The organism is Acinetobacter sp. NRRL B-65365, assembly GCF_001605865.1.
Classification (GTDB): domain Bacteria; phylum Pseudomonadota; class Gammaproteobacteria; order Pseudomonadales; family Moraxellaceae; genus Acinetobacter; species Acinetobacter vivianii.
This window is the reverse complement of record NZ_LRPD01000067.1, coordinates 1-22,844: the sequence shown is the minus strand read 5'-3', so window position 1 is coordinate 22,844 and position 22,844 is coordinate 1. Positions and strand designations below refer to the sequence as shown.

26 protein-coding genes are annotated in these 22,844 nt (G+C 41.2%); 12 read left to right on the top strand and 14 right to left on the bottom strand.

The genetic code is table 11. The features are described 5' to 3' along the window. The first annotated feature begins 140 nt into the window (after window positions 1-140). Genes AWW72_RS16795 through AWW72_RS16785 form a run of 3 tightly spaced genes read left to right on the top strand, consistent with a single transcriptional unit; the run spans window position 141 to window position 1,985 of the window. Window positions 141-926: an energy transducer TonB gene (locus AWW72_RS16795; protein ID WP_062848084.1), complete on the top strand. Its 786-nt coding sequence runs from the start codon at window positions 141-143 to the stop codon at window positions 924-926. Window positions 927-958: 32 nt separating this feature from the next. Next, entirely contained in the window at window positions 959-1,579 is a 621-nt protein-coding gene (locus AWW72_RS16790) for a MotA/TolQ/ExbB proton channel family protein (protein WP_004774288.1), read from the top strand. 1 nt (window position 1,580) lies between these two features. Further along, window positions 1,581-1,985 carry an ExbD/TolR family protein gene (locus tag AWW72_RS16785; protein WP_004774290.1) on the top strand — a complete coding sequence of 135 codons (405 nt, stop codon included), beginning with the start codon at window positions 1,581-1,583 and terminating at the stop codon, window positions 1,983-1,985. Window positions 1,986-2,036: 51 nt separating this feature from the next. On the opposite strand, the gene msrA is transcribed toward AWW72_RS16785, so the two are convergent. The 5 genes from msrA to thyA all read right to left on the bottom strand — a co-directional run bounded on the left by msrA (window position 2,037) and on the right by thyA (window position 5,716). Continuing rightward, entirely contained in the window at window positions 2,037-2,561 is a 525-nt protein-coding gene (gene msrA, locus AWW72_RS16780) for a peptide-methionine (S)-S-oxide reductase MsrA (protein ID WP_062848083.1), read from the bottom strand. 105 nt (window positions 2,562-2,666) lie between these two features. Then, window positions 2,667-3,143: an META domain-containing protein gene (locus tag AWW72_RS16775; RefSeq protein WP_062848082.1), complete on the bottom strand. Its 477-nt coding sequence runs from the start codon at window positions 3,141-3,143 to the stop codon at window positions 2,667-2,669. Window positions 3,144-3,269: 126 nt separating this feature from the next. Continuing rightward, window positions 3,270-4,325 carry an Lnb N-terminal periplasmic domain-containing protein gene (locus AWW72_RS16770; RefSeq protein WP_062848081.1) on the bottom strand — a complete coding sequence of 352 codons (1,056 nt, stop codon included), beginning with the start codon at window positions 4,323-4,325 and terminating at the stop codon, window positions 3,270-3,272. 18 nt (window positions 4,326-4,343) lie between these two features. Continuing rightward, the gene (locus AWW72_RS16765) at window positions 4,344-4,853 is read right to left on the bottom strand and encodes a dihydrofolate reductase (protein WP_062848080.1); all 510 of its coding nucleotides are present in this window, start codon (window positions 4,851-4,853) and stop codon (window positions 4,344-4,346) included. A 20-nt stretch (window positions 4,854-4,873) separates the two neighbouring features. After that, on the bottom strand, window positions 4,874-5,716 hold the full coding sequence (thyA, locus tag AWW72_RS16760; protein WP_004774299.1) for a thymidylate synthase: 843 nt from the start codon (window positions 5,714-5,716) through the stop codon (window positions 4,874-4,876). Window positions 5,717-5,887: 171 nt separating this feature from the next. Here thyA and AWW72_RS16755 point away from each other — a divergent pair, with 171 nt between their 5' ends. Then, a complete protein-coding gene (locus AWW72_RS16755; protein ID WP_062848079.1) occupies window positions 5,888-6,712 on the top strand; it encodes a YwqG family protein in 825 nt (274 codons plus the stop codon). A gap of 48 nt (window positions 6,713-6,760) precedes the next feature. Here AWW72_RS16755 and AWW72_RS16750 read toward each other — a convergent pair whose 3' ends face one another. The 3 genes from AWW72_RS16750 to AWW72_RS16740 form a co-directional block, all read right to left on the bottom strand. Then, complete coding sequence (locus tag AWW72_RS16750) at window positions 6,761-7,336, bottom strand: xanthine phosphoribosyltransferase (RefSeq protein ID WP_004774302.1); 576 nt, start codon at window positions 7,334-7,336, stop codon at window positions 6,761-6,763. Window positions 7,337-7,424: 88 nt separating this feature from the next. Then, the gene (locus AWW72_RS16745) at window positions 7,425-8,129 is read right to left on the bottom strand and encodes a DUF3108 domain-containing protein (RefSeq protein WP_005255301.1); all 705 of its coding nucleotides are present in this window, start codon (window positions 8,127-8,129) and stop codon (window positions 7,425-7,427) included. Between the two features lie 196 nt (window positions 8,130-8,325). Further along, window positions 8,326-9,006: a hypothetical protein gene (locus AWW72_RS16740; protein WP_005255299.1), complete on the bottom strand. Its 681-nt coding sequence runs from the start codon at window positions 9,004-9,006 to the stop codon at window positions 8,326-8,328. A 244-nt stretch (window positions 9,007-9,250) separates the two neighbouring features. Between AWW72_RS16740 and AWW72_RS16735 the strand changes: the two genes are divergently transcribed. After that, on the top strand, window positions 9,251-10,138 hold the full coding sequence (locus AWW72_RS16735; RefSeq protein ID WP_062848078.1) for an energy transducer TonB: 888 nt from the start codon (window positions 9,251-9,253) through the stop codon (window positions 10,136-10,138). Window positions 10,139-10,265: 127 nt separating this feature from the next. On the opposite strand, the gene AWW72_RS16730 is transcribed toward AWW72_RS16735, so the two are convergent. From AWW72_RS16730 to miaB, 4 genes are all read right to left on the bottom strand, one after another. Next, entirely contained in the window at window positions 10,266-10,565 is a 300-nt protein-coding gene (locus AWW72_RS16730) for an antibiotic biosynthesis monooxygenase family protein (RefSeq protein ID WP_062848077.1), read from the bottom strand. A gap of 11 nt (window positions 10,566-10,576) precedes the next feature. After that, on the bottom strand, window positions 10,577-11,062 hold the full coding sequence (gene ybeY, locus AWW72_RS16725; protein WP_062848076.1) for an rRNA maturation RNase YbeY: 486 nt from the start codon (window positions 11,060-11,062) through the stop codon (window positions 10,577-10,579). A gap of 298 nt (window positions 11,063-11,360) precedes the next feature. Next, window positions 11,361-12,434, bottom strand: a complete 1,074-nt coding sequence (locus tag AWW72_RS16720) for a PhoH family protein (protein ID WP_047431185.1) — start codon at window positions 12,432-12,434, stop codon at window positions 11,361-11,363. Between the two features lie 40 nt (window positions 12,435-12,474). After that, the gene (miaB, locus tag AWW72_RS16715; RefSeq protein ID WP_009514230.1) at window positions 12,475-13,926 is read right to left on the bottom strand and encodes a tRNA (N6-isopentenyl adenosine(37)-C2)-methylthiotransferase MiaB; all 1,452 of its coding nucleotides are present in this window, start codon (window positions 13,924-13,926) and stop codon (window positions 12,475-12,477) included. Between the two features lie 299 nt (window positions 13,927-14,225). On the opposite strand from miaB, the gene AWW72_RS16710 reads away from it, so the two are divergent. The 4 genes from AWW72_RS16710 to AWW72_RS16695 all read left to right on the top strand — a co-directional run bounded on the left by AWW72_RS16710 (window position 14,226) and on the right by AWW72_RS16695 (window position 18,400). Continuing rightward, complete coding sequence (locus AWW72_RS16710) at window positions 14,226-16,133, top strand: lytic transglycosylase domain-containing protein (protein WP_171254744.1); 1,908 nt, start codon at window positions 14,226-14,228, stop codon at window positions 16,131-16,133. A 26-nt stretch (window positions 16,134-16,159) separates the two neighbouring features. Further along, window positions 16,160-16,846: a ribonuclease T2 family protein gene (locus AWW72_RS16705; protein ID WP_249409181.1), complete on the top strand. Its 687-nt coding sequence runs from the start codon at window positions 16,160-16,162 to the stop codon at window positions 16,844-16,846. Between the two features lie 167 nt (window positions 16,847-17,013). Then, window positions 17,014-18,000, top strand: coding sequence for a malate dehydrogenase (locus AWW72_RS16700; protein ID WP_004655942.1), 987 nt, complete (start codon window positions 17,014-17,016; stop codon window positions 17,998-18,000). Between the two features lie 157 nt (window positions 18,001-18,157). Then, window positions 18,158-18,400, top strand: a complete 243-nt coding sequence (locus AWW72_RS16695) for a DUF2789 family protein (RefSeq protein WP_004774317.1) — start codon at window positions 18,158-18,160, stop codon at window positions 18,398-18,400. A gap of 25 nt (window positions 18,401-18,425) precedes the next feature. Here AWW72_RS16695 and AWW72_RS16690 read toward each other — a convergent pair whose 3' ends face one another. Then, the gene (locus AWW72_RS16690; RefSeq protein ID WP_062848073.1) at window positions 18,426-18,953 is read right to left on the bottom strand and encodes a hypothetical protein; all 528 of its coding nucleotides are present in this window, start codon (window positions 18,951-18,953) and stop codon (window positions 18,426-18,428) included. A 64-nt stretch (window positions 18,954-19,017) separates the two neighbouring features. Next, complete coding sequence (locus tag AWW72_RS16685; protein ID WP_062848072.1) at window positions 19,018-19,629, bottom strand: 2OG-Fe(II) oxygenase; 612 nt, start codon at window positions 19,627-19,629, stop codon at window positions 19,018-19,020. A gap of 382 nt (window positions 19,630-20,011) precedes the next feature. On the opposite strand from AWW72_RS16685, the gene AWW72_RS16680 reads away from it, so the two are divergent. From AWW72_RS16680 to AWW72_RS16670, 3 genes are read left to right on the top strand one after another with little or no spacing between them, the layout of a single operon-like run. Further along, window positions 20,012-20,869 (top strand): 23S rRNA (adenine(2030)-N(6))-methyltransferase RlmJ, encoded by an 858-nt coding sequence (locus AWW72_RS16680; RefSeq protein WP_004774321.1) that lies wholly within the window; start codon window positions 20,012-20,014, stop codon window positions 20,867-20,869. Between the two features lie 38 nt (window positions 20,870-20,907). Beyond that, window positions 20,908-21,741 carry a CDP-diacylglycerol--serine O-phosphatidyltransferase gene (gene pssA, locus AWW72_RS16675; protein WP_004774322.1) on the top strand — a complete coding sequence of 278 codons (834 nt, stop codon included), beginning with the start codon at window positions 20,908-20,910 and terminating at the stop codon, window positions 21,739-21,741. A gap of 17 nt (window positions 21,742-21,758) precedes the next feature. Next, a complete protein-coding gene (locus tag AWW72_RS16670; RefSeq protein WP_062848071.1) occupies window positions 21,759-22,817 on the top strand; it encodes a DUF6670 family protein in 1,059 nt (352 codons plus the stop codon). Window positions 22,818-22,844: the final 27 nt, after the last annotated feature.

Here is a 22,844-nt window from a genome sequence, read left to right as displayed (position 1 = left end):
AAAGCTTAGCAAATATACAAGAAAAAACGGTTGCAAATGAAAACACTTCTCATTTATTATTACGGCACTTTCATTGTTCTATCCGATGAGTGAAATCGCTTTTTTGAAAGCGCCACCATCTATTAGGTACTTAGATTCTTATGAGTCAATCTCCTGCTACATTCAACACGCCACACCCGATGAAAAAGAAAATCATCACTGCCTTAGTTGCGGTTGTGATTGGACATGTAGGAGTTCTGTGGGCGGTTAGCCACATGAAAACGATGGAGCTTAAGCCCGTCGAGAAAGAGCCATTAAAAGTACGCTTTTTAACAATTAAAGAAGATGTACCGCCACCTCCTGTAAAAGTAGAGCCGATCAAGCCTAAGGTAGAACCTAAACCTGTAGAGAAGAAGGTAGAGCCTAAGCCAGTTGAAAAGCCAAAAGTTATTGCCCAGAAAGTACAAAAGGTAGAGCCAAAGGTTATTCAACAGGATGATACTCAAGAAAAATTAAAGAAACAGCAAGAGTTGGAAAAACAGAGATTAGAACAGCTTCAACGTGAACAAATGTTGAAAGAGCAGCAGGCTCGTGAACAGGCTTTAAGGGAACAGCAGGCTCGTGAGCAAGCTCAAAGAGAGCAAAAAGCACAGGAAGATGCTCGAAAGAGCCAGCCTATTGCACCCGGTGAAGTATCTTGGTCTAGAAAACCTGCACCTTCATATAAAGATACAGACTTAGAAGGTAGTGAGCGGACGATTATTGTACATATCGAAGCTGAGCCTTCAGGCAAAATTTTGAGTGTAACGGTAAAAAAATCAACTGGTTTACCGAAACTAGATGACATCGTACTCAAAGCAGTACGAAGAGCGAAATTTAAACCAACTAAAGATGGGCGAGCTATTAATGGTGATCTTCCATTAGAGCTAGTGAAGAGTTCCTCTTAGCCTTTGTAGCAAATTAAATCAGGAGTTCGTATATGAACTTTTCAGTTTATTGGCAACATGCAGATGCAGTAAGTAAAACACTGTATTTCATCCTATTAGCAATGTCGATTGCAACGTGGACTATTTTCATTCTGCGCATTTTAGGAACACGCCAGTTAAAACAACAGGCTTATAACCAGCTGGTGCAAGCTTTGGCGGCGCTTAAATCTAAGTTACAGCCTTTATCGTTTGAACAACGTAAAGCTGTTGCTGAACAAGCATTACTTCGCCAAATCTCTGCTGAGAAATCTCAAGCAGAAAAAGGTGTATCAGTTCTTGGAACAATCGCTTCATTGGCACCGTTTGTGGGTTTATTCGGTACAGTGTGGGGGATTTTCCATGCGCTTGTTGCCGTAGGTAAAAGCGGACAGGCTGGTTTAGCTCAGGTTGCAACACCAGTAGGTGAAGCCTTGATCATGACAGGTCTTGGTCTTGCAGTGGCGATTCCAGCGGTAATGGCTTATAACATTTGTGTACGTTTTAACCGTGGTTTGGCACATGATTTACAAGATCAAGCACACAGCCTGTTAATCGATACCATGTTGCAGCAAGAAACAGCGGCAAAAACAGAAACTAAAGCGACTCAACAAAGTTTAGTTGGAGGTCAAGCTTAAGATGGGCTTTCAATTGGGTGAAGACCACGACAGTGGCATGAATGAGATGAATCTCATTCCTCTGATCGACATTATGTTGGTATTGATGATTATCTTTTTAGTCACAGCAACGGTTGCTAACCCATCAATTCCATTAAGTTTACCAAAAACAACTGCTGAAATTGTTGATCCACCACCAAAAGCAATCACCATCAGTATTAATAACAAAGGTGAAGTGGCTTGGGATGCGCAAATCATTAGCTTAGACGAGCTAGAGAAGCGTTTCCAGGAAGCGGGTCAGGCTCAGACTAAACCGACAGTGCAGTTACGTGCAGATAAAGAATCAAAATATGATACGGTTGCACAAGTGATGTCGCGTGCCAGTGAAGCAGGCTTAAGTGATATTGCGTTTGTTAGTGAAAACTAAGACAGCGTGATCGCAATAAAAAAGCAACTCGGTGAGTTGCTTTTTTATTGCTTATTCATCTTTGAGCAGGTCAAGATACTTGGCTCGGAGTTTAGAAAGCTTAGGTGGAATACTAAAGTTGCAATAACCTTGTGATGGATTACGAGCAAAGAAATTCTGATGATATTCCTCAGCAGGGTAGAAGGTTGGTACTGGACTGAGTTCAGTCACAATATTGAGGCCTTCATCTTCTAAACTCTGAATGACCTGCTCAGCTTGCTGCTTTTGCTCATTATCGAAGTAATAAATTACAGAACGGTATTGTGTGCCAATATCATTACCCTGACGGTTTAATGTTGTTGGATCATGAGTGGTAAAGAATACATTCAACAATTGGGTATAATTGATCTGCTGCTCATCAAAATCAATCAGAATCACTTCGGCATGTTGTGTATTACCCTGACAGACTTGCTCATAGGTCGGATCTTGGGTAATCCCGCCCGCATAGCCACTCACCACTTTTTCAACGCCTTTAAGTTGTAGAAATACGGCTTCTACACACCAAAAGCATCCACCACCTAACATTGCCTGTTGCATAAAACTTCCCAATTTTTAATTTTAAGAATGCTACTAAATTAAACGAAGTGCTCAAAAAGTAAAAGCCCGTGTTTGAAACGAGCTTTTACTTTTATCATCATCGCATTAAGGTAGCGGTTGGATAACAGTTACGAAACTTACGAGTACCTGTCCTGAAGCATCAAGGAACTTCAACTCATGTCCTTTTAGTTCATAACTGGTTGTGCTTGCCAAAGCATGGCTATATTGGCGAGAAAGCGCACTGTTGTCATTGCCTAGACAAGCCATCATGGTTGATGCAATTGGACCTAAACGTAATACAGCGCCTTGGCTTTCAAAGGTACCTTGAATCTGGTTACATCCATCTGCACCAAAGAAGCGTTTCGCTTTAGCATCAAACTGGATCGCAGGGCGTTTATTCGAAAGATCATTAGTTTTGACTTCAACACCATTAATCTGAGTTGCAATCCAAGTACGGTTGTACAAATCAATGCTTTGTTTTTGAGATGCATTTGGTGAAGTCTGGAGAGATTCTGAGCTTGCACAGCCCGTCATTGCTACGGCAATTGCCAAAGTACAAGAAGCTAAAAGAGGCTTTAACATAAGATTTTAAATCCGAATCATTGTGTTTCTATAAGCGTTATTAAAATAAAAAACCGTGGAGCTGAACGGTATATTGCGTATCCTTTTGTAAATGTTCAGATACTTTTAATAAAATTAGTGGAAAAATCACTCAACTTTTGGAATGCCTGAGCGAATTACATCTGAGAAATGCTCGCTACTTTTATTGGACTGCTGATCGTACTGTTCGGCACGTGGATTGATGTGCGCCAGACGATACCATTCATTCATACTGTAATTTTGATTGAGCGCCTTCAAGTCATAGAGATAATTCGGTAAATAACCTGAAGCCAATAAGCGATAATCTTTTGGTAATTTTTGTGGATTAATGGCCTGTACCATATCAAAAACCAGCGTTGTGCAATTACTGGTTAAGGTGTTGTACCATTTTGCTTCACTGCGGAGCTCATCAGCCTGATTCAGATATTCAATAAACAGGGCTTTACGCTCTGCCGCAGGCATTTTAACCGGGAATAAATAAACCTGTTCATGACGAATATTACTGCGTGTATACACAATATCTTTTTCGTCTGAAGCGACTAAGCTGAGTTCATATTTACGGAAGAATCCGCCAATCGCAGAAAAATCTTCGCCTTTCTCTTTGCGGATCTCAATTGAAAATACCAGAGGCTTTTGATCTGCAAAATCAAAACTCACCAGCGTATGTGCAATCTGAGGGCCCATCCAGTAGGAAGTGATGACATTGATCCCTGTAATCTTGTTCAGGTCAATGGTGCGATCTTCCCAGTGGATGTCATAAGTCCCATCTGCATGCCAGTCAAAGTTACGAACTTTATGTAAGGTAACCAGATCACCCTGTCTGCTATAGCTAAGCTGTTCTGCAACTTCTGGATTCCAGTCACGATCTTGTCTGGCTTCGATAGAAAAATACCAAAACAATGAGCAAGCAAAAGCAACACAATAAATAATGATATCAGTACGACGGCTGATGAGATGACCGCTGAAATATACGCCAAGCAGGCTCAGTGCAAACAAGCCCCAAAGTACAATAGCAACTCGGCTAAATAAAGTACCAAGCGGCTGTTGAATCCACAACGCAAGGCAAAGCCAGACACTTGAAAGGACCACGCACAAGGTAAATAGACCGTGTAAAAGTCCAATCCCTAAAGCAATAAAAAACTCACGTGATCCAATGTTATGCATGGCAAATGCGATCCATTATTATTTTTGGTAGGTCGCAAACTCGAAAGCCACACCAGATTTTTCATCTGTATGTTGTTCTGAGTTTACTTGATGGAAATCCTCAGAGATTTCTGGGTAATGCGCATCGCCTTGAACATCAAGATCCACATGGGTTAACTCTAGGCGATCTGCAATGGCAAGTGTTTGAGTAAAAATCTCTCCACCACCAATAATAAATAAAGACGCTTTTTCAGCGTGTTGTGCATCTGTAAGTGCGCCGTTTAATGCCTCTTCGATACTATGCGCGACTTTAATCCCTTCAAACTGCCATTCAGGATCACGTGTAATCACCCAATTGACACGATTAGGCAGGGCACGCCCCATAGACTCAAGGGTTTTTCGGCCCATGATCACTACGCCACCTTGTGTGATCGCCTTAAAGTGTTTCAGATCAGCAGAGATATGCCAAGGCAAAGCGTTGCCTTTGCCGATACAGCGATTTTTATCCATCGCAACTACGTGAACAACTTCAGTGCCTTGCCATGCCATTTTATATTCTCTCTAATCTTTTAAACTGCGACGGGTGCTTTAATTGCTGGATGTGATTCATAGCCAACAATTTCAATATCTTCAAATTTAAAGTCAAAAATATCGGTGATTTCTGGATTTAACTTTAATTCGCATAATGGCAATGGTTCGCGCGAAAGCTGTAATTGAGCCTGTTCAAAATGGTTGGCATATAAATGTGTGTCGCCACCTGTCCAGACAAAATCGCCAACGCCTAACCCGCATACTTGCGCAATCATATGAGTCAGCAGAGCATAGCTGGCAATATTAAAAGGTACGCCTAAGAAGACATCGGCACTGCGTTGATACAGTTGGCATGACAATTTGTTATCTTGTACAAAAAATTGGAACAAGGTATGGCAAGGTGGCAAAGCCACTTTTCCAGCTTCATTCGGGTTCCAGCCTGACACGATCAAACGACGTGAGTTTGGATTGGTCTTGATTTCATTGATCAGCCATTTGATTTGGTCAAAACCGTCTTGTTGATAGCTGCTGTCTGCATTTTGAGTCGCGCCAAAGTTACGCCATTGATGACCATAAACAGGCCCAAGTTCGCCTTCTGGACGGCCAAAGCGCGCTGTTTGTTCGGCAGTTGCCCATTCATCCCAGATCGTGACTTTATTATCTTTAAGATACTGAACGTTGGTGTCACCTTTGAGGAACCAAAGCAGCTCGATCACGATTGAACGGAAATGCACCTTTTTCGTGGTCAATAAGGGAAAACCTTTAGAAAGATCAAAGCGCATCTGATGACCGAATACTGAACGTGTTCCTGTTCCTGTACGGTCACCTTTGTCGCCGCCATTGTCGAGGATATGTTGTAAAAGGTCTAAATATGTACGCATCGTCATTCCTATCGCAGATTTTGCTCGGGCTAATCTTATCAGAATTTATGTGATAAATAATGGGTCAATTGAGCGTCATTAATTGTCGTAGTTCAGACTTTGTTCTCTATTTTAATTTAGCTGCTTGTTTTATATTAAGTTCTATAAATAACGACATGGACAAGCAACATAATGAATCTTCAAGCTGAGAATTTACCGAATACTTTACATCCATACCTAGAAAAAATTTCAGCAACGATTTTGCCGACGGTCTCTATGCAGCTAACAGCAAGTGATGACTTGGCATTATGGCAAAGTAAGATTGGGGGGCAGCCTTACTTCCCGCTAGAGGTCGCCTATCCAGTTGACTCGGATGGCAATCCCTTGGTTTTATTGGCGCAGTTCAATTTTGCTGAAATTCCAGATTTACCTCATTTTCCAGACACGGGAATTTTGCAGTTCTATATTGCTGCCGATGATTTATATGGCATGAACTTTGATGATCAACAGCTGCAATCGGGCTTTAAGGTTTTATATTTTGATCAGGTGATTGAAGATCTTACGCAATTAAAACAGGATTTTTCAGAGCTTGAGTTCGATGAAGAGGCATATTTGCCTTTTAGTGGGCAATATTCAATTGAATTTCAGCGTGCTGAGCAGGCCATTAGTCTGGAAGATTTTGCTTTTGGAAAGAAAATTCTCAATGTTGATGAGCTTTACGATTTTGAAGATCAATTCGAGGGTGGCGATTTCGAAAATGATTTTATTGAGCCTTATCATGAATTGCTTTCTGCAAGCGGGCATCGTTTAGGCGGTTATCCATTTTTTACTCAAACTGATCCACGTCAGTATAATGAAAAAATTCAAGACTATATTCTGCTTTTCCAGCTAGATACTGATGATGCTGAAAACGATATTATGTGGGGAGATTCGGGTGTTGGTAATTTCTTTATTCACCCAGAAGATTTAAAGAAACGAGATTTTTCTAAAGTCGTCTATAACTGGGATTGTTGTTAAATAAAAAAAGCGGATGAAAATTCATCCGCTTTTTTTAGATTTTTAATCTTATTCAGTGACAAAAGTAACTTTGCCATCTGTTAAAGACTTCACACGTGCAAGTGATTCAACACGGTAGCCTTTTTCAAGCAACACATCACGGCCTGGCTGGAATGATTTTTCAATCACGATACCCACACCAACCACTTCAGCTTTGGCTTGGTGAATCAAGTCGATTAAACCGAGTGCTGCTTGACCATTTGCAAGGAAGTCATCAATCACAAGCGCTTTGTCGCTTGAGCTGATGTGCTTGTTTGAAATTGCAATGGTACTTTCAGTCTGTTTGGTAAACGAGAACACTTTAGAACGGTAAAGGTCGTCTTTGAGTGTTAATGACTGGTATTTACGAGCAAAAATAACAGGAACGCCAAGTTCTAAACCTGCCATGATTGCAGGTGCAATACCTGAAGCTTCGATGGTAATAATTTTAGTAATACCTGCATCTTTAAAACGAGCGGCAAACTCTTTACCAATCAGCTGCATTAACACAGGATCGATTTGGTGGTTTAAGAAAGCATCAACTTTCAAAACCTGATCAGATAGAACGATACCTTCATTTAAGATTTTCTGTTCTAAAGCGTACACGGGAGAATCCTCTAAACGGATGCTTATTCAAGCAAAGGCATATTTTAAAAAGCATCAAAAAAAATGCAAGCCAAAATTGACCAGTTGCTTAGTTTGTTTTGCCCGAATAGCCAGTTAATAACAATCCGTATGACGATTTTCCATCATTATGCGCCATTTTTACTGGCAGATAGTCGAGTTTTGGTGCTAACCAGAATACGGTATTACGTTCAGGTTTATCGTGCTGCATGACTACTTTAATGGCATTAAATGTGCCATAAGGTGTTTTGACACTTTCGGTCCCTTGTTTCACAAAACGGCGCTCATCCAGCGCTTTGGCATCCGCGATCAAATATTTACTTTTCAGAGAGTTATTTTTCAAATCTTCACGGATTTGCAACTCGGCATTGAGCTCATCCAGCGCGCCAGCCTGCCATGCAAATGAACGGGTCTGATCATCCTTCTTAGTATTCACAACTTTACTGCTTGGATTAAAGTTAATACTCATCGTATTGCTGTGAATCAGGATCTTGCTGCTACGGCTAAAGTTTTGTGAGGTAATTTTGTTATTGGCAAAATTAAACTGACTTGTTTCAGAGGCTGATGCAATCGCACCCGCTTTGGCACTGAATTTATACGTCCAGTTATTGCCTTGTTGAGAAAGGGTACGTGTTGCAGAACCTAAATTCTTATTGTTGTAGCTAAATTGATAGCTGGCCTGAAAAGGAGCCATTGCCAATGCATGACTAGATAAGCTTGCACTTAGAATGGCCGCAGAGGTAATACCCGCTACTTTCAATAATTTCTTGGTCATAACATTCTATCCTCTGAGTGACCTTGATAAGTCAATCACTCAATTATCACTACGATTTAAGACTATTATGCTTGTAGATTGTGAAGAAAAGATCAGGCTTTTTACTAAGCGCTTGTTAATTTTTCGTATAAATCATGAAGTTGTGTATATGCGTGGTATGCGTTATGGTGCAGCATACCACCGAGTAATCGATTTGCTATTTGTTTGGAGCTTTTTGTTGAATTGGAGTGACTTCAGTATCTTCCAGACTGTCTTCATCAAAGTCGTCATCGTTTGAAGGTGACAGAATTGCGGCCAGATTGACGTTGCCCCACACAATAAGTTCTGCTGGGCGAACACGGGCACGATTCACATGCACTTTGCTCAGTGTTTCGATAATACTTGCTTTCTTGCCTAGCCAACGGTTGAGGTCCAGATAAAGTAAGTCATCTTTAACCTTTACGATGTCAAAATGTTCCAGAATTTTACCTAGTGGATCTTCTTCACGGAATTTCTGGTAATACCAGATGGCAATGTAAAAGCCCCATTTTTGAAAGATATTCTTAAATTTTGCTTCAATCACCTGAGTGTTGCTGATCTGTTCAAACACCATCAATTGTACGTTCTGATTCATTTCCATTTGAATCAGTTTCAAGTCGACCGAAAGCGTGGTATGTAAGCCTTTCACATCCAGTGTCGTATATAAGCGTAACCAGCCATCATATAAATCGGCATGCAGGTCTTGCATCATGTCGACATTTTCGGTGACATAACGTTCCATGGTTGCATTCACAAAAACTTGTGAAAGCGAAAACTCTCTTTCTTCTTCGATGAATTCTTCTGCTTTTTGGTAAACTTTACGTAGACGTTTAAAAACGGATGAGATTAGCGTTTGCATAAAAGTTGTTCCAGAAAGTGAATTGATAGGTCATGCAATGCCACGATCTTTGTATTAACTAAAAAATAAAAATAAATTTCTAACTTGCAGTGTAGCAAAATTAATTGCTACATTTTCATAAAATGATGGTATGGAAACACTGTAACTATAAGTGGATCACATTTTTGTAAAATTTTGAATATTGTTTTGGTTTTTATACGGTTATCACCGTTGGGGATGGGACATTTTTTGTCGCTTTAATACCATGTGGAATAAAATAAATTTTCGTTCAGCATTGTCTCCTTATTGGTGGCAAGATCCAGTTTTTGTGGGCGCAGTTGCTTTGGCAATGCTGCTGCATGGAGCTGTGTTGGCTATTCATTTTACTATGCCATCTCCTTCAGACACCTCAACCAAAGAAATTGCAGTCACTGTGCGTCCAAGTACAGATAAAGTCAAAGATGCTGATTTTCTGGCACAGGCAGATCAACACGGTTCGGGGGATTTCCGTCAAGCGCATCGTATGGCGAGCGATATGCCAGCGCCCATGCAAGCAGATGCGACAACAGGGGAGTCTGAGCTAGAAAGTCTGGAAAAAGTTCAGCAAAAACGTGAGCTCAAGTTTGAAGAAAAAGTGTTGATGACCGTTTTAAGCTGGCAAAAACAGGCAGAACAAAGCGAACGAAAAAAGACTCTGGATGATTTACAAAGCCAGTTTCAGGCCAAAGCCGCAATGGTGGCCAGTTTAGAGGCGCAATATTTACAACGTCAGCAAAATTTTAGCCGTAAACAACGCATTAAAACAGTAGATGGCATTCAGGCCAAACAAGATGCATCCGCTGCCTATCTAGATAAATTTCGTCAGAAAGTCGAATTGTATGGTAACCGTTATTATCCAGATGAAGCAAAACAGCAGCGTTTAGCGGGGGAAGTCCGTTTAATGGTGATTCTGAACGCAGAGGGCGGGATTCGGGCGATTCGTTTAATCGAAAGTTCGGGGCATTCCGTTTTGGATGAAGCTGCTAAAGCATCAGTACGGCGTGGTGCACCATTTGGAGCATTTGATGCAGCAATGAAAAAGGATATTTCTGAGTTGCGAATTATACGGACTTGGCGTTTTGACCCCGTCGATGCAGAGTTTGAAGTGCATTAATGATCTTTAGATGAGTAACATACTGAATAAAATGTTATTCCTTATCTACGGTTAGAGAAGAAATAATAAAAAAACGGCTAGATTTAGCCGTTTTTTTTAAGAGGTTTGTGGATAAGTTTGTATTTATTCACAATTCCTTTTGGCTGGAATAGGCACGTTCAACCTTACAGATTTCAACGCTAAAGTCCTGATACCATTTTTCTTTACCCAAACGTTGGGCCACTTGATGCTCTGCATCTTGTTGCCAACGTTGAATATCTTCAAGGCTATGCCAGTAAGACAGGGCAATTTCAAAACCATTTTCACTGCATGCTTCAAACTTGGCACAGTTAAATTGGCTTAAGGCTTTATTTCTGAGCATTTGTGCCATTTCTGAATAAGTTGTATCGAGTGCTTTAATCGTGGCTTTAAAAATAACGATATACATACGACCTTGGATTAGCTTTCATCAGCTTGGTAAGGGTTGGCGATACCCAGTTTTTTCAGAATCTCGATTTCCAAAGCTTCCATCTCTTCAGCTTCGACTTCACTGGTCTCATGGTCATAGCCGAGTAAATGTAAAACGCCGTGAACCAGTAAATGAGTGAAATGATCATTTGGCCTTTTTTGCTGTTCAGCAGCTTCTTGTAAAACCACAGGAATACAAATCACTAAATCACCGAGTGGCTCTGCATCAAGTAAGCTGAGCATTTCCTCAGGGATATCACTTGGGAAAGACAAGACATTGGTGGGTTTGTCTTTTTCACGATATTGTAAATTGAGTTCATGGCTTTCTGCGAGATCAACACAGGCAATCCCAATTTCACAATTGACATCGAAACCGACATGACGTAGTGCAGTTTCGATATTTTTTTTGATTTGACCACGTTTGAGTGGCAATTCAGCAGCTTGAAAGTCTTGTTGAAGACTTAAATTGATTTTCAAAATAGATCCTTAGATATAAATTAGATCTACGAGCTTAGATTGAGTCTAAGAAATGTAGATAAAGATCATGGTGGAATCGTGCCACATTCTCATCCATTTGCTGGATAAGCCTTCGGCGCGACCTACTTTTGTTTTGGCAAAAGTAGGCAAAACCTGATTTTACATTATTGTAACGTTAGATCCGCATCCTTCATTCACAGCATAGCTGTTCATTTTGCGCTCAGACAAAGCATAGCTTTGTTTATCTTCGCTCAGGTTGCGAATGACAGCTCCGAGTATCGAATTAGATTAATATTATTTAATGCTGAGCATCAGCTTTCTCATCATTTTCTGCAATCAGTGCTTCTTGTTTTGCTTTGCGTTCGGCGCGGGCTTCTGCTGACAAGCGTTGCTGTTCGCTGTCCCAGCCTTCGTAAGCTTCAACAATTCTTTGTACCAGTTGATGACGAACCACATCTCGAGAGTGAAAACGGGTGATATGAATTTCATGTACATTTTCAAGTACACGTAATGCATGAGCCAAACCAGATTGCTGACCGCGTGGTAAATCAACCTGAGTAACGTCACCTGTAATCACGGCACGAGAACCAAAACCTAAACGGGTGAGGAACATTTTCATCTGCTCAGGTGTGGTATTTTGCGCTTCATCCAAAATGACGAAAGAGTGATTGAGGGTTCGTCCACGCATATAGGCGAGGGGAGCAACTTCAATCACTTGGCGTTCAATCAGTTTAGCCACTTTTTCAAAGCCCAGCATTTCATACAGGGCGTCGTAAAGTGGGCGCAAGTAAGGGTCGATTTTCTGGGTGAGATCGCCCGGTAAGAAACCGAGCTTTTCACCTGCTTCAACTGCTGGGCGAACCAGCAGGATCCGCTGAATTTCATTACGTTCCAGCATATCAACCGCAGCAGCGACCGCCAGATAAGTTTTACCTGTCCCTGCGGGGCCAATACCGAATGAAATATCACTTTGTAGAATACGTTGTACGTAGCGTTTTTGATTGGCGCCACGTGGGTTGATGCGCCCTTTGCGGGTCTGCAACCAAACACTGTCAAGGCCAGTATGCTCTTGTTCTGAATCATCCATGAGTTCACGGTCGGTCTGTGAACCCTGAATCATCAAATGAATCACATCGGCACTGATTTGTGAGGAAATTTCTGATTCTTGATAGAGCCGTTGCAATAGTGCTTCGGCTCTTTCGACTGCTTCCATATCACCATCGAGATAAAAGGCATCGCCGCGGTGAGTAATTTTGACATCTAAACGTTGTTCGATTTGTTTTAAATGCCCGTTATACGCACCGAGCATGCTTTTCAATCGTTCCAATGGAATTTCAGGGAACGTTACTGTACGTCGAATCGCTGCAGTCAAGATAAACCCTTTTTGTTGCTTTGTAGGAATAACCCTTACATTACGCCACGTCAGGTTCAAGATTCAAGAGTTCTCCGTAAACTAAATTTAAAGTTTTAATTTCAGTGATCTCAATCTCTGCAAAACGTCCAACCCACGTTGCATCACCGATAAATGTCACTAAACGTGTATTGTCCGCCGTACCGATTAAAACATTTGGATCTTTATCAGATACTTTTTCAATCAAGACACGCTCAATTTTACCTAGCATGGCATCCGTTTTATCGATACTTGATTTCTTAATCACTTCTTGTACTTGTGCAAGACGATCTTTTTTCACTTGCTCAGGTGTACTGTCTGGTAAGTCTGATGCAGGTGTTCCCGGACGTTTTGAATAAACGAAACTATAAGAATGATCGAAATCTAAATCTTTAATGAATTGCAAGGTTTCAGCAAAGTGTTCATCAGTTTCACCCGGGAAACCGATAATGAAGTCACTTGATAAATGCATATCTGGACGTACTTTGCGTAGCTTGGCAATTTTATCAATGTAAACATCAATGGTGTGGTTGCGTTTCATCGCTTGTAGTACATCGTTCGAACCACTTTGTACTGGCAAATGTAGATGCGAAACCATTTGCGGTAAATCACGGTAGCACTGAATCAGATCATCTGAAAATTCAAGCGGATGAGAAGTGGTATAGCGTAGACGACCAATTCCCGGAATTTCTGCAACTAAACGCAATAATTCAGGGAAGGTACAGATGCCACCTTCGAAGGTTTCACCGCGATAACCATTCACGTTTTGACCGAGCAAGCTGATCTCACGTACGCCTTTTTCAGCTAAGCCTGCAATTTCAGCCAACACATCATCAAGTGGACGCGAAACTTCTTCACCGCGTGTATAAGGAACTACACAGAAAGAGCAGTATTTAGAACAGCCTTCCATGATAGAGACAAAGGCTTTAAAGCCTTCTACGCGTGGTTCAGGTAGGAAGTCGAACTTTTCGATATCCGGGAAAGAAATATCAACCAGTTTGATTTTTTCTTTCTTTGGCTTTTCCACTTGCTCATTATGCTGATCCAGCATTTGGGGCAAACGGTGCAAGGTTTGCGGACCAAAAACCATATCGACATAAGGTGCGCGTTTTTGAATGTTGTCACCTTCTTGAGAGGCAACACAACCACCGACACCAATCACCAGATCAGGATTTTTTTCTTTAAGTTTACGCCAGCGCCCTAAACCACTGAAAACCTTCTCTTGCGCTTTCTCACGAATCGAGCAGGTATTCATGAGCAGAATATCAGCATCATTAGGATTGTCAGTGAGCACATAACCATGCGAATCACCTAACAAATCTGCCATACGATGACTGTCATACTCATTCATCTGACACCCTTGCGTTTCAATATATAACTTCTTAATTGAAACATCAGCGGTGTGCATTGGCTGGGTAACAGTGTTTTCTGAGGCAGCTTTTACAGCACTGGGAATGAATGTTTGAACCGTCATGCAGGCTCCTAAACAAGGTGGATTTAAATAAACCGCGGATTATAGCAGTATTTTTAGTTGTGCGCAGAGAATAAAAAACTGACAAAAATGGACAGTTTGTGAATAAAATTGTGTGAATTTTAATGAATATGAATCAGTAATTTACATAACACAACAATAGTGAGAAGCTAGACTTATTACACTATGTAAGCAGGCAAAATTGGGCATAGATATTGATGAAGATGAAAAAGCAGTGTGATTTAATAACAACAGGAAGACGTAAATCGAATAATAAGAACAGTTTCCGTCGTTTTATTGCCATGAGTGGAATGATTGCCTGCTCATCGGTCTATGCTTTGGATGAACAATTCAATGATGCTCTACGTGCTGCCAATTCAGGTAACACGGCTCTGCTCGACCAATATCAATATGAAATGCAGAATGATGCATTGGGTTATTATCCAGAATACTGGAAACTTAATACTAATCTCGGCTTTCAGCCTGCCACATCCATTATCAGTTTTGCTCAGCGTTATCCGCAATCAGCGATGGCTGAAAAACTTGCGGCCGATTATGTCGAAGAAAAAGTCAAACAGGCCAGCTTTGCCGATGCCAAGCCTGTATTGAGCTATGTCACCAATCCAGATCAGGAAGAAAGTTGTGCGGTGGCACAAGTGCGTGCCAAGACGGGCGATAGTCTGGTTTTTGCTGAATATAAAGACATCTGGTTAACCACCAATACTCAACCTGAATCATGTAATGGCTTAGGTCGCTTGATGCTGTCTAGCCCACTCATGACGTCACAGGATCGTCAGCAACGTTTGTGGGGACAATTACGTGCAGGCCAGTCTGGTCAGGCCGTTGCAACCGCCCAAACCATGGGTTTAAATCTTTCACTGGCTCAGTTTAACCAGATTCAGGCCAATCCATTGGGCTATTTGTGGAGTGCACCTAAGTCCAATGATGCTGATTATGCCTATCTGATTTTTGCTTTAGGCCGTGTGGCAGATAGTGACCTAACCAATGCGTTAGGAAATGTGCAACGCGTTGTTCAGGATGTGCCTCAACCTGTACAGAAATATCTATACCGTACCATTGGTTATGTGGGCGGTACGACCGTGATGAAAAATGGTTTTAACCGTGAAGTACTCAATGCTTTCGATCAAAGTTATGGTTATCCGTTTAGCCCGGAAGAAGCTGAAATTTATGCGCGTCAAGCGATTCGTTTCGGGGCTTGGGAAAGTCTGATTCGCGCCATTGATGCGATGTCGGTGACGCAAAAGCAGGAAGATCGTTGGCAGTACTGGTTAGCGCGTGCATCTGAGCAACGTTCAGATGGTGGCTCAAAGCAGGCTGCTCAACAGATTTATCGTAAGCTCGCACAAGGTGGCGATGATTATCATAATTTGTTAGCCAAAGACCGTATCGGCGAACGCTATAACCATCAGCCTTATAATGAACAGCCGAGTGCCCAAGATACTCAGCGCCTCAATCAAAATATTCATTTTAGACGTGCCTTTGCGCTAAGAAATGTTAATGCACCTGCAACGTATACCAACCGTGAGTGGAACTGGGCTGTTCGACAGGCTTATTTGCAACACGATGATGGCTTGTTACTTGCGGCTGCAAAACGTGCACATGACATGGGTTGGTATGATCGTGCCATTTATGCGGCTGACCGCACCACCTCTCGTCATAACGACACCTATCGTTATGCAACACCGCATCGCAGTAATGTCACCAGCCATAGTTACAATGCTGGTATTGATCCCGCTTGGGCGTATGGTTTAATGCGCCAAGAAAGTCGTTTTGTGACTTCTGCTCGTTCGCATGTGGGTGCAGGTGGCTTAATGCAGATTATGCCAAACACCGCAAAACTGATTGCACGACAAATGGGTGAAACCTATAACCCTGCGGCATTAAGTGAAATGAATACCAATATTCGTTACGGTACTTATTACCTTTCAATGATCCAGAGTCAATTGAGTGGTAGCTCGGTATTGGCAACTGCTGGCTATAACGCAGGTCCGAATCGTGCACGCCGTTGGCAGCCTGATATCCAGACCATGGCGGCAGATCAGTACACCGAAACCATTCCATTACTGGAAACACGTGACTATGTGAAACATGTCATGACCAATGCGACACATTATGCTGTAGTGCTGGGGCAGGGTGCACAGTCGTTAGAAAAACGGATGAGTACAATTCCTGTGCGTAATAGTCCTTAAACACACGAAGATGTTTAATTGAGATAATGAAGTTTTTGCATTTGATGAAAGCAGTCGACTTATTTAAAGGGCAGTGGAAAAGAGCTATACAGGCATTGATCTGTTATCTGGCTCTATCATTCGCTGCACCATTATATGCAGCTGATAAACAGGATGTTGCAGGTTATGTCATGCATGTGCAAATGACGCCTGCTGCTTGTTCGTTTGATTCATCAAGACAAAAACAACGTAAATGTCTAGAAGGTTATTCGCTTACTATCGCCAGTTTGCTGCCCGAAGTACCTCCAAATCGGGATTGTTCCACTAAAACATCTGCAAGACTATCTCCTTTGCAAGCGAAAGTAGTTGCACGGGTAATGCCTGATGAAAATGCACGGGTGCAATTGTGGCAAGATGTTGGCGGTTGTATGCCAATGAATGCCAGCCAATATTTTAGAACGATTATTAATTTTGCTGAACGCTTGAAAATACCAGCTGATTTGACCAGTCCAAATACCATTGAAGTACAAAAAGAAAGTCTTAGACAGCAATTTACCAAGCTTAATCCATCGTTACCGCCGAATGGCATTCGTTTTACCTGCCAATCTTCAAAATTTAATTCGGTTTTGACTGAAATTCGCGTCTGTTATCAGAAAAATGGTCAATATAAACAATGTGCTAGCCATATTGTGACAGGCTGCCCAAGTGAGTTTACGATTAAAGGCAGTTATTAGGCTTTTACCTAGTTTGATTTGTATTTTCTATTAGACTTTCGTTGAAATTCATTCTCTTTTACATGCATATGCATTCGCTTTAGAGTACAATCTTTGCCGTTTATGATAATTCGGTTGAATAACAATAAAGTTCAATCGTGCTAACGCATCTCATTGGAGAATATCACATGAAGCAACCCGTTCGTGTTGCCGTTACAGGCGCTGCTGGTCAAATTGGTTATAGCTTATTATTCCGTATCGCAAGCGGTGAAATGTTAGGTAAAGATCAACCAGTCATTTTACAATTGCTTGAAGTTCCTTTTGAGAAAGCTCAACAAGCGCTTAAAGGCGTGATGATGGAACTTGATGACTGTGCTTTCCCATTATTGGCAGGCATGATCGGGACTGATGATCCTAAAGTTGCATTTAAAGATGCTGACTATGCGTTATTAGTTGGTTCTCGTCCACGTGGTCCAGGTATGGAACGTGCTGACTTATTAAAAGTAAATGGCGAAATCTTTATTGGCCAAGGTCAAGCATTGAACGAAGTTGCTAGCCGTGACGTTAAAGTATTGGTTGTTGGTAACCCAGCAAATACAAATGCTTATATCGCAATGAAATCTGCTCCAGATCTTCCAGCGAAAAACTTCACAGCAATGTTACGTCTTGACCACAACCGTGCGTTGACTCAACTTGCTCAAAAAGCAGGTGTTGCAGTTTCTGACATCGAAGATATGACTGTTTGGGGTAACCACTCTCCAACAATGTATGCTGATTACCGTTTTGCAACTGCAAATGGCGTAAGCTTAAAAGACAAAATCAACGATGCGGCTTGGAACAAAGATGTGTTCCTTCCAACTGTTGGTAAACGTGGTGCTGCGATTATCGAAGCGCGTGGTTTGTCTTCAGCTGCTTCAGCTGCGAATGCTGCAATTGACCATATGCGTGACTGGGCGCTTGGTACAAATGGCAAATGGGTAACTATGGGTATTCCATCTGATGGTTCTTATGGTATTCCAGAAGGCGTAATGTTCGGTTTCCCTGTAACAACTGAAAACGGTGAATACAAAATCGTTCAAGGTTTAGAAATTGACGAATTCAGTCGTGAGCGTATCAACTTCACGCTGAATGAGCTTGAAGAAGAACGTGCAGCAATCGCTGACATGGTAAAATAATTTATCAGTTTGATAAATTGAAAAAGCACTCTCCCTGAGAGTGCTTTTCTTATACATAGCACACAAAAAACAACAAGAAAATATAGACATACCTAAGCATGTCCGATGCATTTACTGATAAATTATTTTGATCGGAAGCACTGTATGGAGAATAACAATGTTTGAACAGCAACCCACATTAGAACTTTTATTTGAGCAACTTGGGCTTGGGGCAGATGAAGCAGCAATTGAAAGTTTTGTGAAAACACATCAGCTCAGTGCGGATCAGAAATTGCATGAGGCTGAATTCTGGAGCGCGGGTCAGCGAGATTTTCTAAAAAGTCATTGGGACAAAGATGATGAGTGGGCCATTGTGATTGATGAACTGAATCAACAGTTGCATGTAGACAGTACCAAGTAATGATTCAATAAAAATAAAGCTCACATCAGTGAGCTTTATTTTTTATAAGGGCTGCAAACCAGTCTTCTTGACGTGCTTGATTAAAAGCAGGGTGGAGTTGTAATAACTCTAAATCATGATCCAAGCAAGATACGTATTTCGTTAACCAATGTCGTGTTAATGCGAATTCTTGCTTAGAGGCCGAAGCATAAGCCAAGAAGAAATAAATATCTAAGTGTTCTGTATATGCCAAAGGCTTTAAGATCTGCTGAGTAATGAGGGCAAAACGTTGCTCTTTGGTCAGCTCGAAGTAAATCATATAAGCTTTGGCCAAATATAATGACAGATTGAGATACAGGCTTAATGGCATTTCGTCATATTCAATTCGTGCCTGTTCCAGTAGTACGATTGCTTCCTGTAAGAAGTGTAATTGTTCCTGACGCACATGACTGAGTACGACCAGCTGTAAACGCAGGTCTGCACGCTCTAAAGCAAGTTCAGGGCTATTATTCTCTAAAAAGAGTTGGTCAGTTTCACCAATTCGTGCAATGACTTGTTTAGTTTCGTTCGACATGTATTGATCCAGAATCGTCAGTTATGCCTAGGTATATAAGGCTGTTTTCAGGAATTTAAAGGGCTTAGCCTTGATTCCAGATTGAGCTTCCACTGCGTAACCATGCAGTAATCGACAAGCGCTGTTGTTTTGAGCGTAGAACCTCATGCAATAAATCGCTTTGGAAGATCGCCAGACGATTAGGCGAGGGCTGGATAATATGCCATTGACCATTTTTATCCTGCAAACGTAATTGACCGCCCCAATCTTCTTGCCAGCTTTCATGCACATAGAATACGGTGGAAATCATCCGGTCATTTTTTTGTTGAGGATTGTCACGATGTAAAGCATAAAATTCACCTGCGTTATAGCAGGCAAAATGTGCTTCTACTTCTTTAATCCCAAGATAAAACGCCTGATTTAACGCTTGTGAGAACTCTTCTAAAGCTTTGATATGCTGTTGGGCAATCGGTAACTGACCATCAATCCAGAGAATATGGTCACTACGAATATGACTGACAACGCCGTTTTGTACTCCCGCTGCTCTGAATTCAGCAAGATGAGAGGTGCATTCATGAACAAGCGACTGTACATATTCATTTGAATAGACATCATCAACTAAGGCAAAGCCAAATTCATTTAAATCATCCAGAATTTGGTCTAGATTCCATGATTCAGCAAGAGAGGTTCGTTGCATAGAACTCCAGTTCTGTTGGTTAGATTGCAGTATGATTTTAGATGATCACATCAACGCTAAAGAATAGTTGAGGGGTCGCTGATATTTCAACCATGCCTTGCGTTATAAGCTAAAATGACATAAACGAGGCATGGAACGTAGGCAATGGCGATTCCCTTGTCAAGTTTCATAACGAAGTTTAGGGTAGTTTTAGCTATAACCCTTCGGGACTGCGACATTTTTTGCTGCTTCGGCGTTATGCTTTTCTTATTTAGAATGCTAAATTTCGAAAACCATGCCTTGTATCAGCTAAAAAATGTCAACAGTCGCAAGCATCTGTGAAATGTCATCGGCCCCTATTTTCATGTTAAACTATCCTTTGAATTGAGGAATAATTGTCAACATGAATTACCGTCACCATTTCCATGCAGGTAACTTTGCCGATGTTATGAAGCATGTACTTTTGCTTCAACTGCTTGCTCGCTTAAATGCTAAAGATAAACCTTATCGTTATATAGATACCCATGGTGGTGCCGGTAAATATGATTTATCGACTTCTGAAGCACAAAAATCAGGTGAATTCTTAACGGGTATCCATCGTTTAGTTAAACTTGACGATTCGATTAAACGTAATGCGCCTGAAGGTGTAAAGCAATATCTTAAAATTGTTGAAGATATGCGTGCGGGTTCGGGTAAAGGTGCTTATCCAGGTTCACCGTGGTTTGCCCTTGAAGGCATGCGTGAAATGGATAAAGCGACTGTGTTCGAAATGCAGCGTGATGTATTTCAACAATTATATTTTAATATTCGTGATAAACGTGCGGGCTTGCATGAGCGTGATTTCTATGAAGGCCTGATGGGTGTCATTCCGCCTAAAGAAAAGCGCGGATTGGTCATGATTGACCCACCTTATGAAATCGAGCGTAAAGATTTCCCGCAGTTGGTTGAATTACTGCAAACAGCACATAAAAAATGGCCAACAGGTGTATTCGCTGTTTGGTATCCAATCAAAGATCGCGCGATGATTGATCGTTTTGAAAAGAAAATGTTTAAAACTGGTATCCGCCGTCAATTGATTTGTGAAATTTGCGTATGGCCAGATGACACACCAGTTGGTTTGAATGGTTGTGGCTTATTGGTAATTAATCCACCTTGGAAATTCTCGGAAGATGCGGATCAAGCATTACAATGGTTATTTCCACATTTACGCATGAGTGAAAATGGTGGACATGCTGCTGTGCGTTGGTTGGTGGGTGAATAACCCATCAACGTCCAAAGATTCTCGAGGAATTGAAAATAATGACAAATTCTCTTAAACCTGATTCTGATTTAAATAAAGATGCTCATTCTTTTGATGGCATCACTTTTGAAGTAGAAGAAGAAGAGCATACGCACGAAGGACAAAAAGTGAAACGTCGTGGCATTTATTTGTGGCCTAATTTAATTACAACAGCCGCACTTCTTTCTGGTTTCTACTCAATTATTGCGAGCATGAATGGCAATTTTAACCAAGCGATCTATGCAATTTTCTTGGCTGCATTGCTTGATGGTTTAGATGGTCGTGTTGCACGTGCAATTGGCGCACAAAGTGCATTTGGTGAACAATATGATTCACTTTCTGATTTATTGGCCTTTGGCGTCGCACCTGCAATCTTGATGTATAGCTGGAGTCTGCATGATCTTGGGCGTATTGGTTTGGCATGTTGCTTTATTTATACCGCTTGTGCTGCATTCCGCTTGGCTCGCTTCAACGTACAGATTGGTGTTGTAGATAAGCGTTACTTTATTGGAATTGCCAGCCCGCTTGCGGCTGTCACCGTGATTTCATTGGTATGGGTCGGTCGAGATTTCCCATTTATCTTTGATTTAAGAGATATTGTGATTCAGGTCATCAATGCTGTTGTGATGGTTGCCGTTGGTTTGTTGATGATTTCAAACATCAAATACTATTCATTTAAACAAATGGATCGTAAACGTGTACCTTTTGTCGTGATGTTGCCTGTAGTCTTGATTTTTGCTGCAATCACGTACAACATTCCTGTAGGGATCCTGATTGTATGTATTCTCTATGTACTCTCTGGATTTGTAACGACCTTATTTGCCAAAAAGAATGATGAAAAAATAACAACTTAAAATTCAGGAGGTTCAGTATGCCAATATTGATGAGTAATAATCAATTAAAGCAGCTGAACCTCAATAAGTCAGATGCTTTAACTTTTCACCCGCCTAAAGGCCTTTTTAAAATTGTTTATCAGGCGTTGATCCTGCCAAATTTGCCTGAACCTTTTCATTATTTCAATTTTATTAGCCTGATTGGGCAGCCTCGTATTCCAATTTGCTATAACGCCAGTGCCATTACCACAACTGCGATTGATACTGCCACGGTTTTGGTCAGTAGCAGCGCATCAACTGTGGGGCATCTAAAAAGTTATAGTGCAAAAGAACAATGTCAATTAGAAGTAGATCGTTACCAGTTTCTTGATGTCGATCATATTCAGGCCGATTTTCCCAACTATTATTTTAAGCGTGATGATGAAGAACTCAGTTGCCAACTCAAAGTGAAAATCTGCACCGACATTGAAAATCATTCGGCTCTGCAATGGGGAGTTGCTGACTACTGGTATGTTTCTTGCCAGTGCGAAGGTGAAATCATTTATAAAAAACAAAAATACCAAATCGAAGCGTCAGGTGTTTTAAAACATGCCAGAGCAATTTATTTTCCTTTTATTGCTTTTCATTTTTTCACTTATCAAATCATTCAGATCAACCCTGATTTGCAAATCATTTTGTCTGAGCTCAGGAATCAATGGAATAACATCATTTTTTCACGGATAGAAATACAAACAAAAGAGGCGGCTGTTCTGTATGAGCAGCAAGTCGTTCTGGATATCACACGGGTTTATCCGAAGGTTAAAACACCGAATGGGCGTGAAATGTATTTGCCACGAGAGTTTATTTGGCAGTATCAAGAAAAAGGCGAAGTAATTTTTCAGTTACAAGCTAAAAGTCGGGGAGATTATAAGTTTGGTCTCGCTGCTGGCTATGTAGGCAGTTTTAATTACCAACTTCTATGGAAAAATAAAAGCTATGAAGGCTCTGGATACTGTGAATATATCGATTGTCGACCATTACACTGGCAAGAAAAAGATAAAAATGAGCAAATAATCGACAAAATCCCACATTTTCAGCCTTATTTGTGTAAAAAATAGACGCTCGGTAAGATAATTCCAATAAAT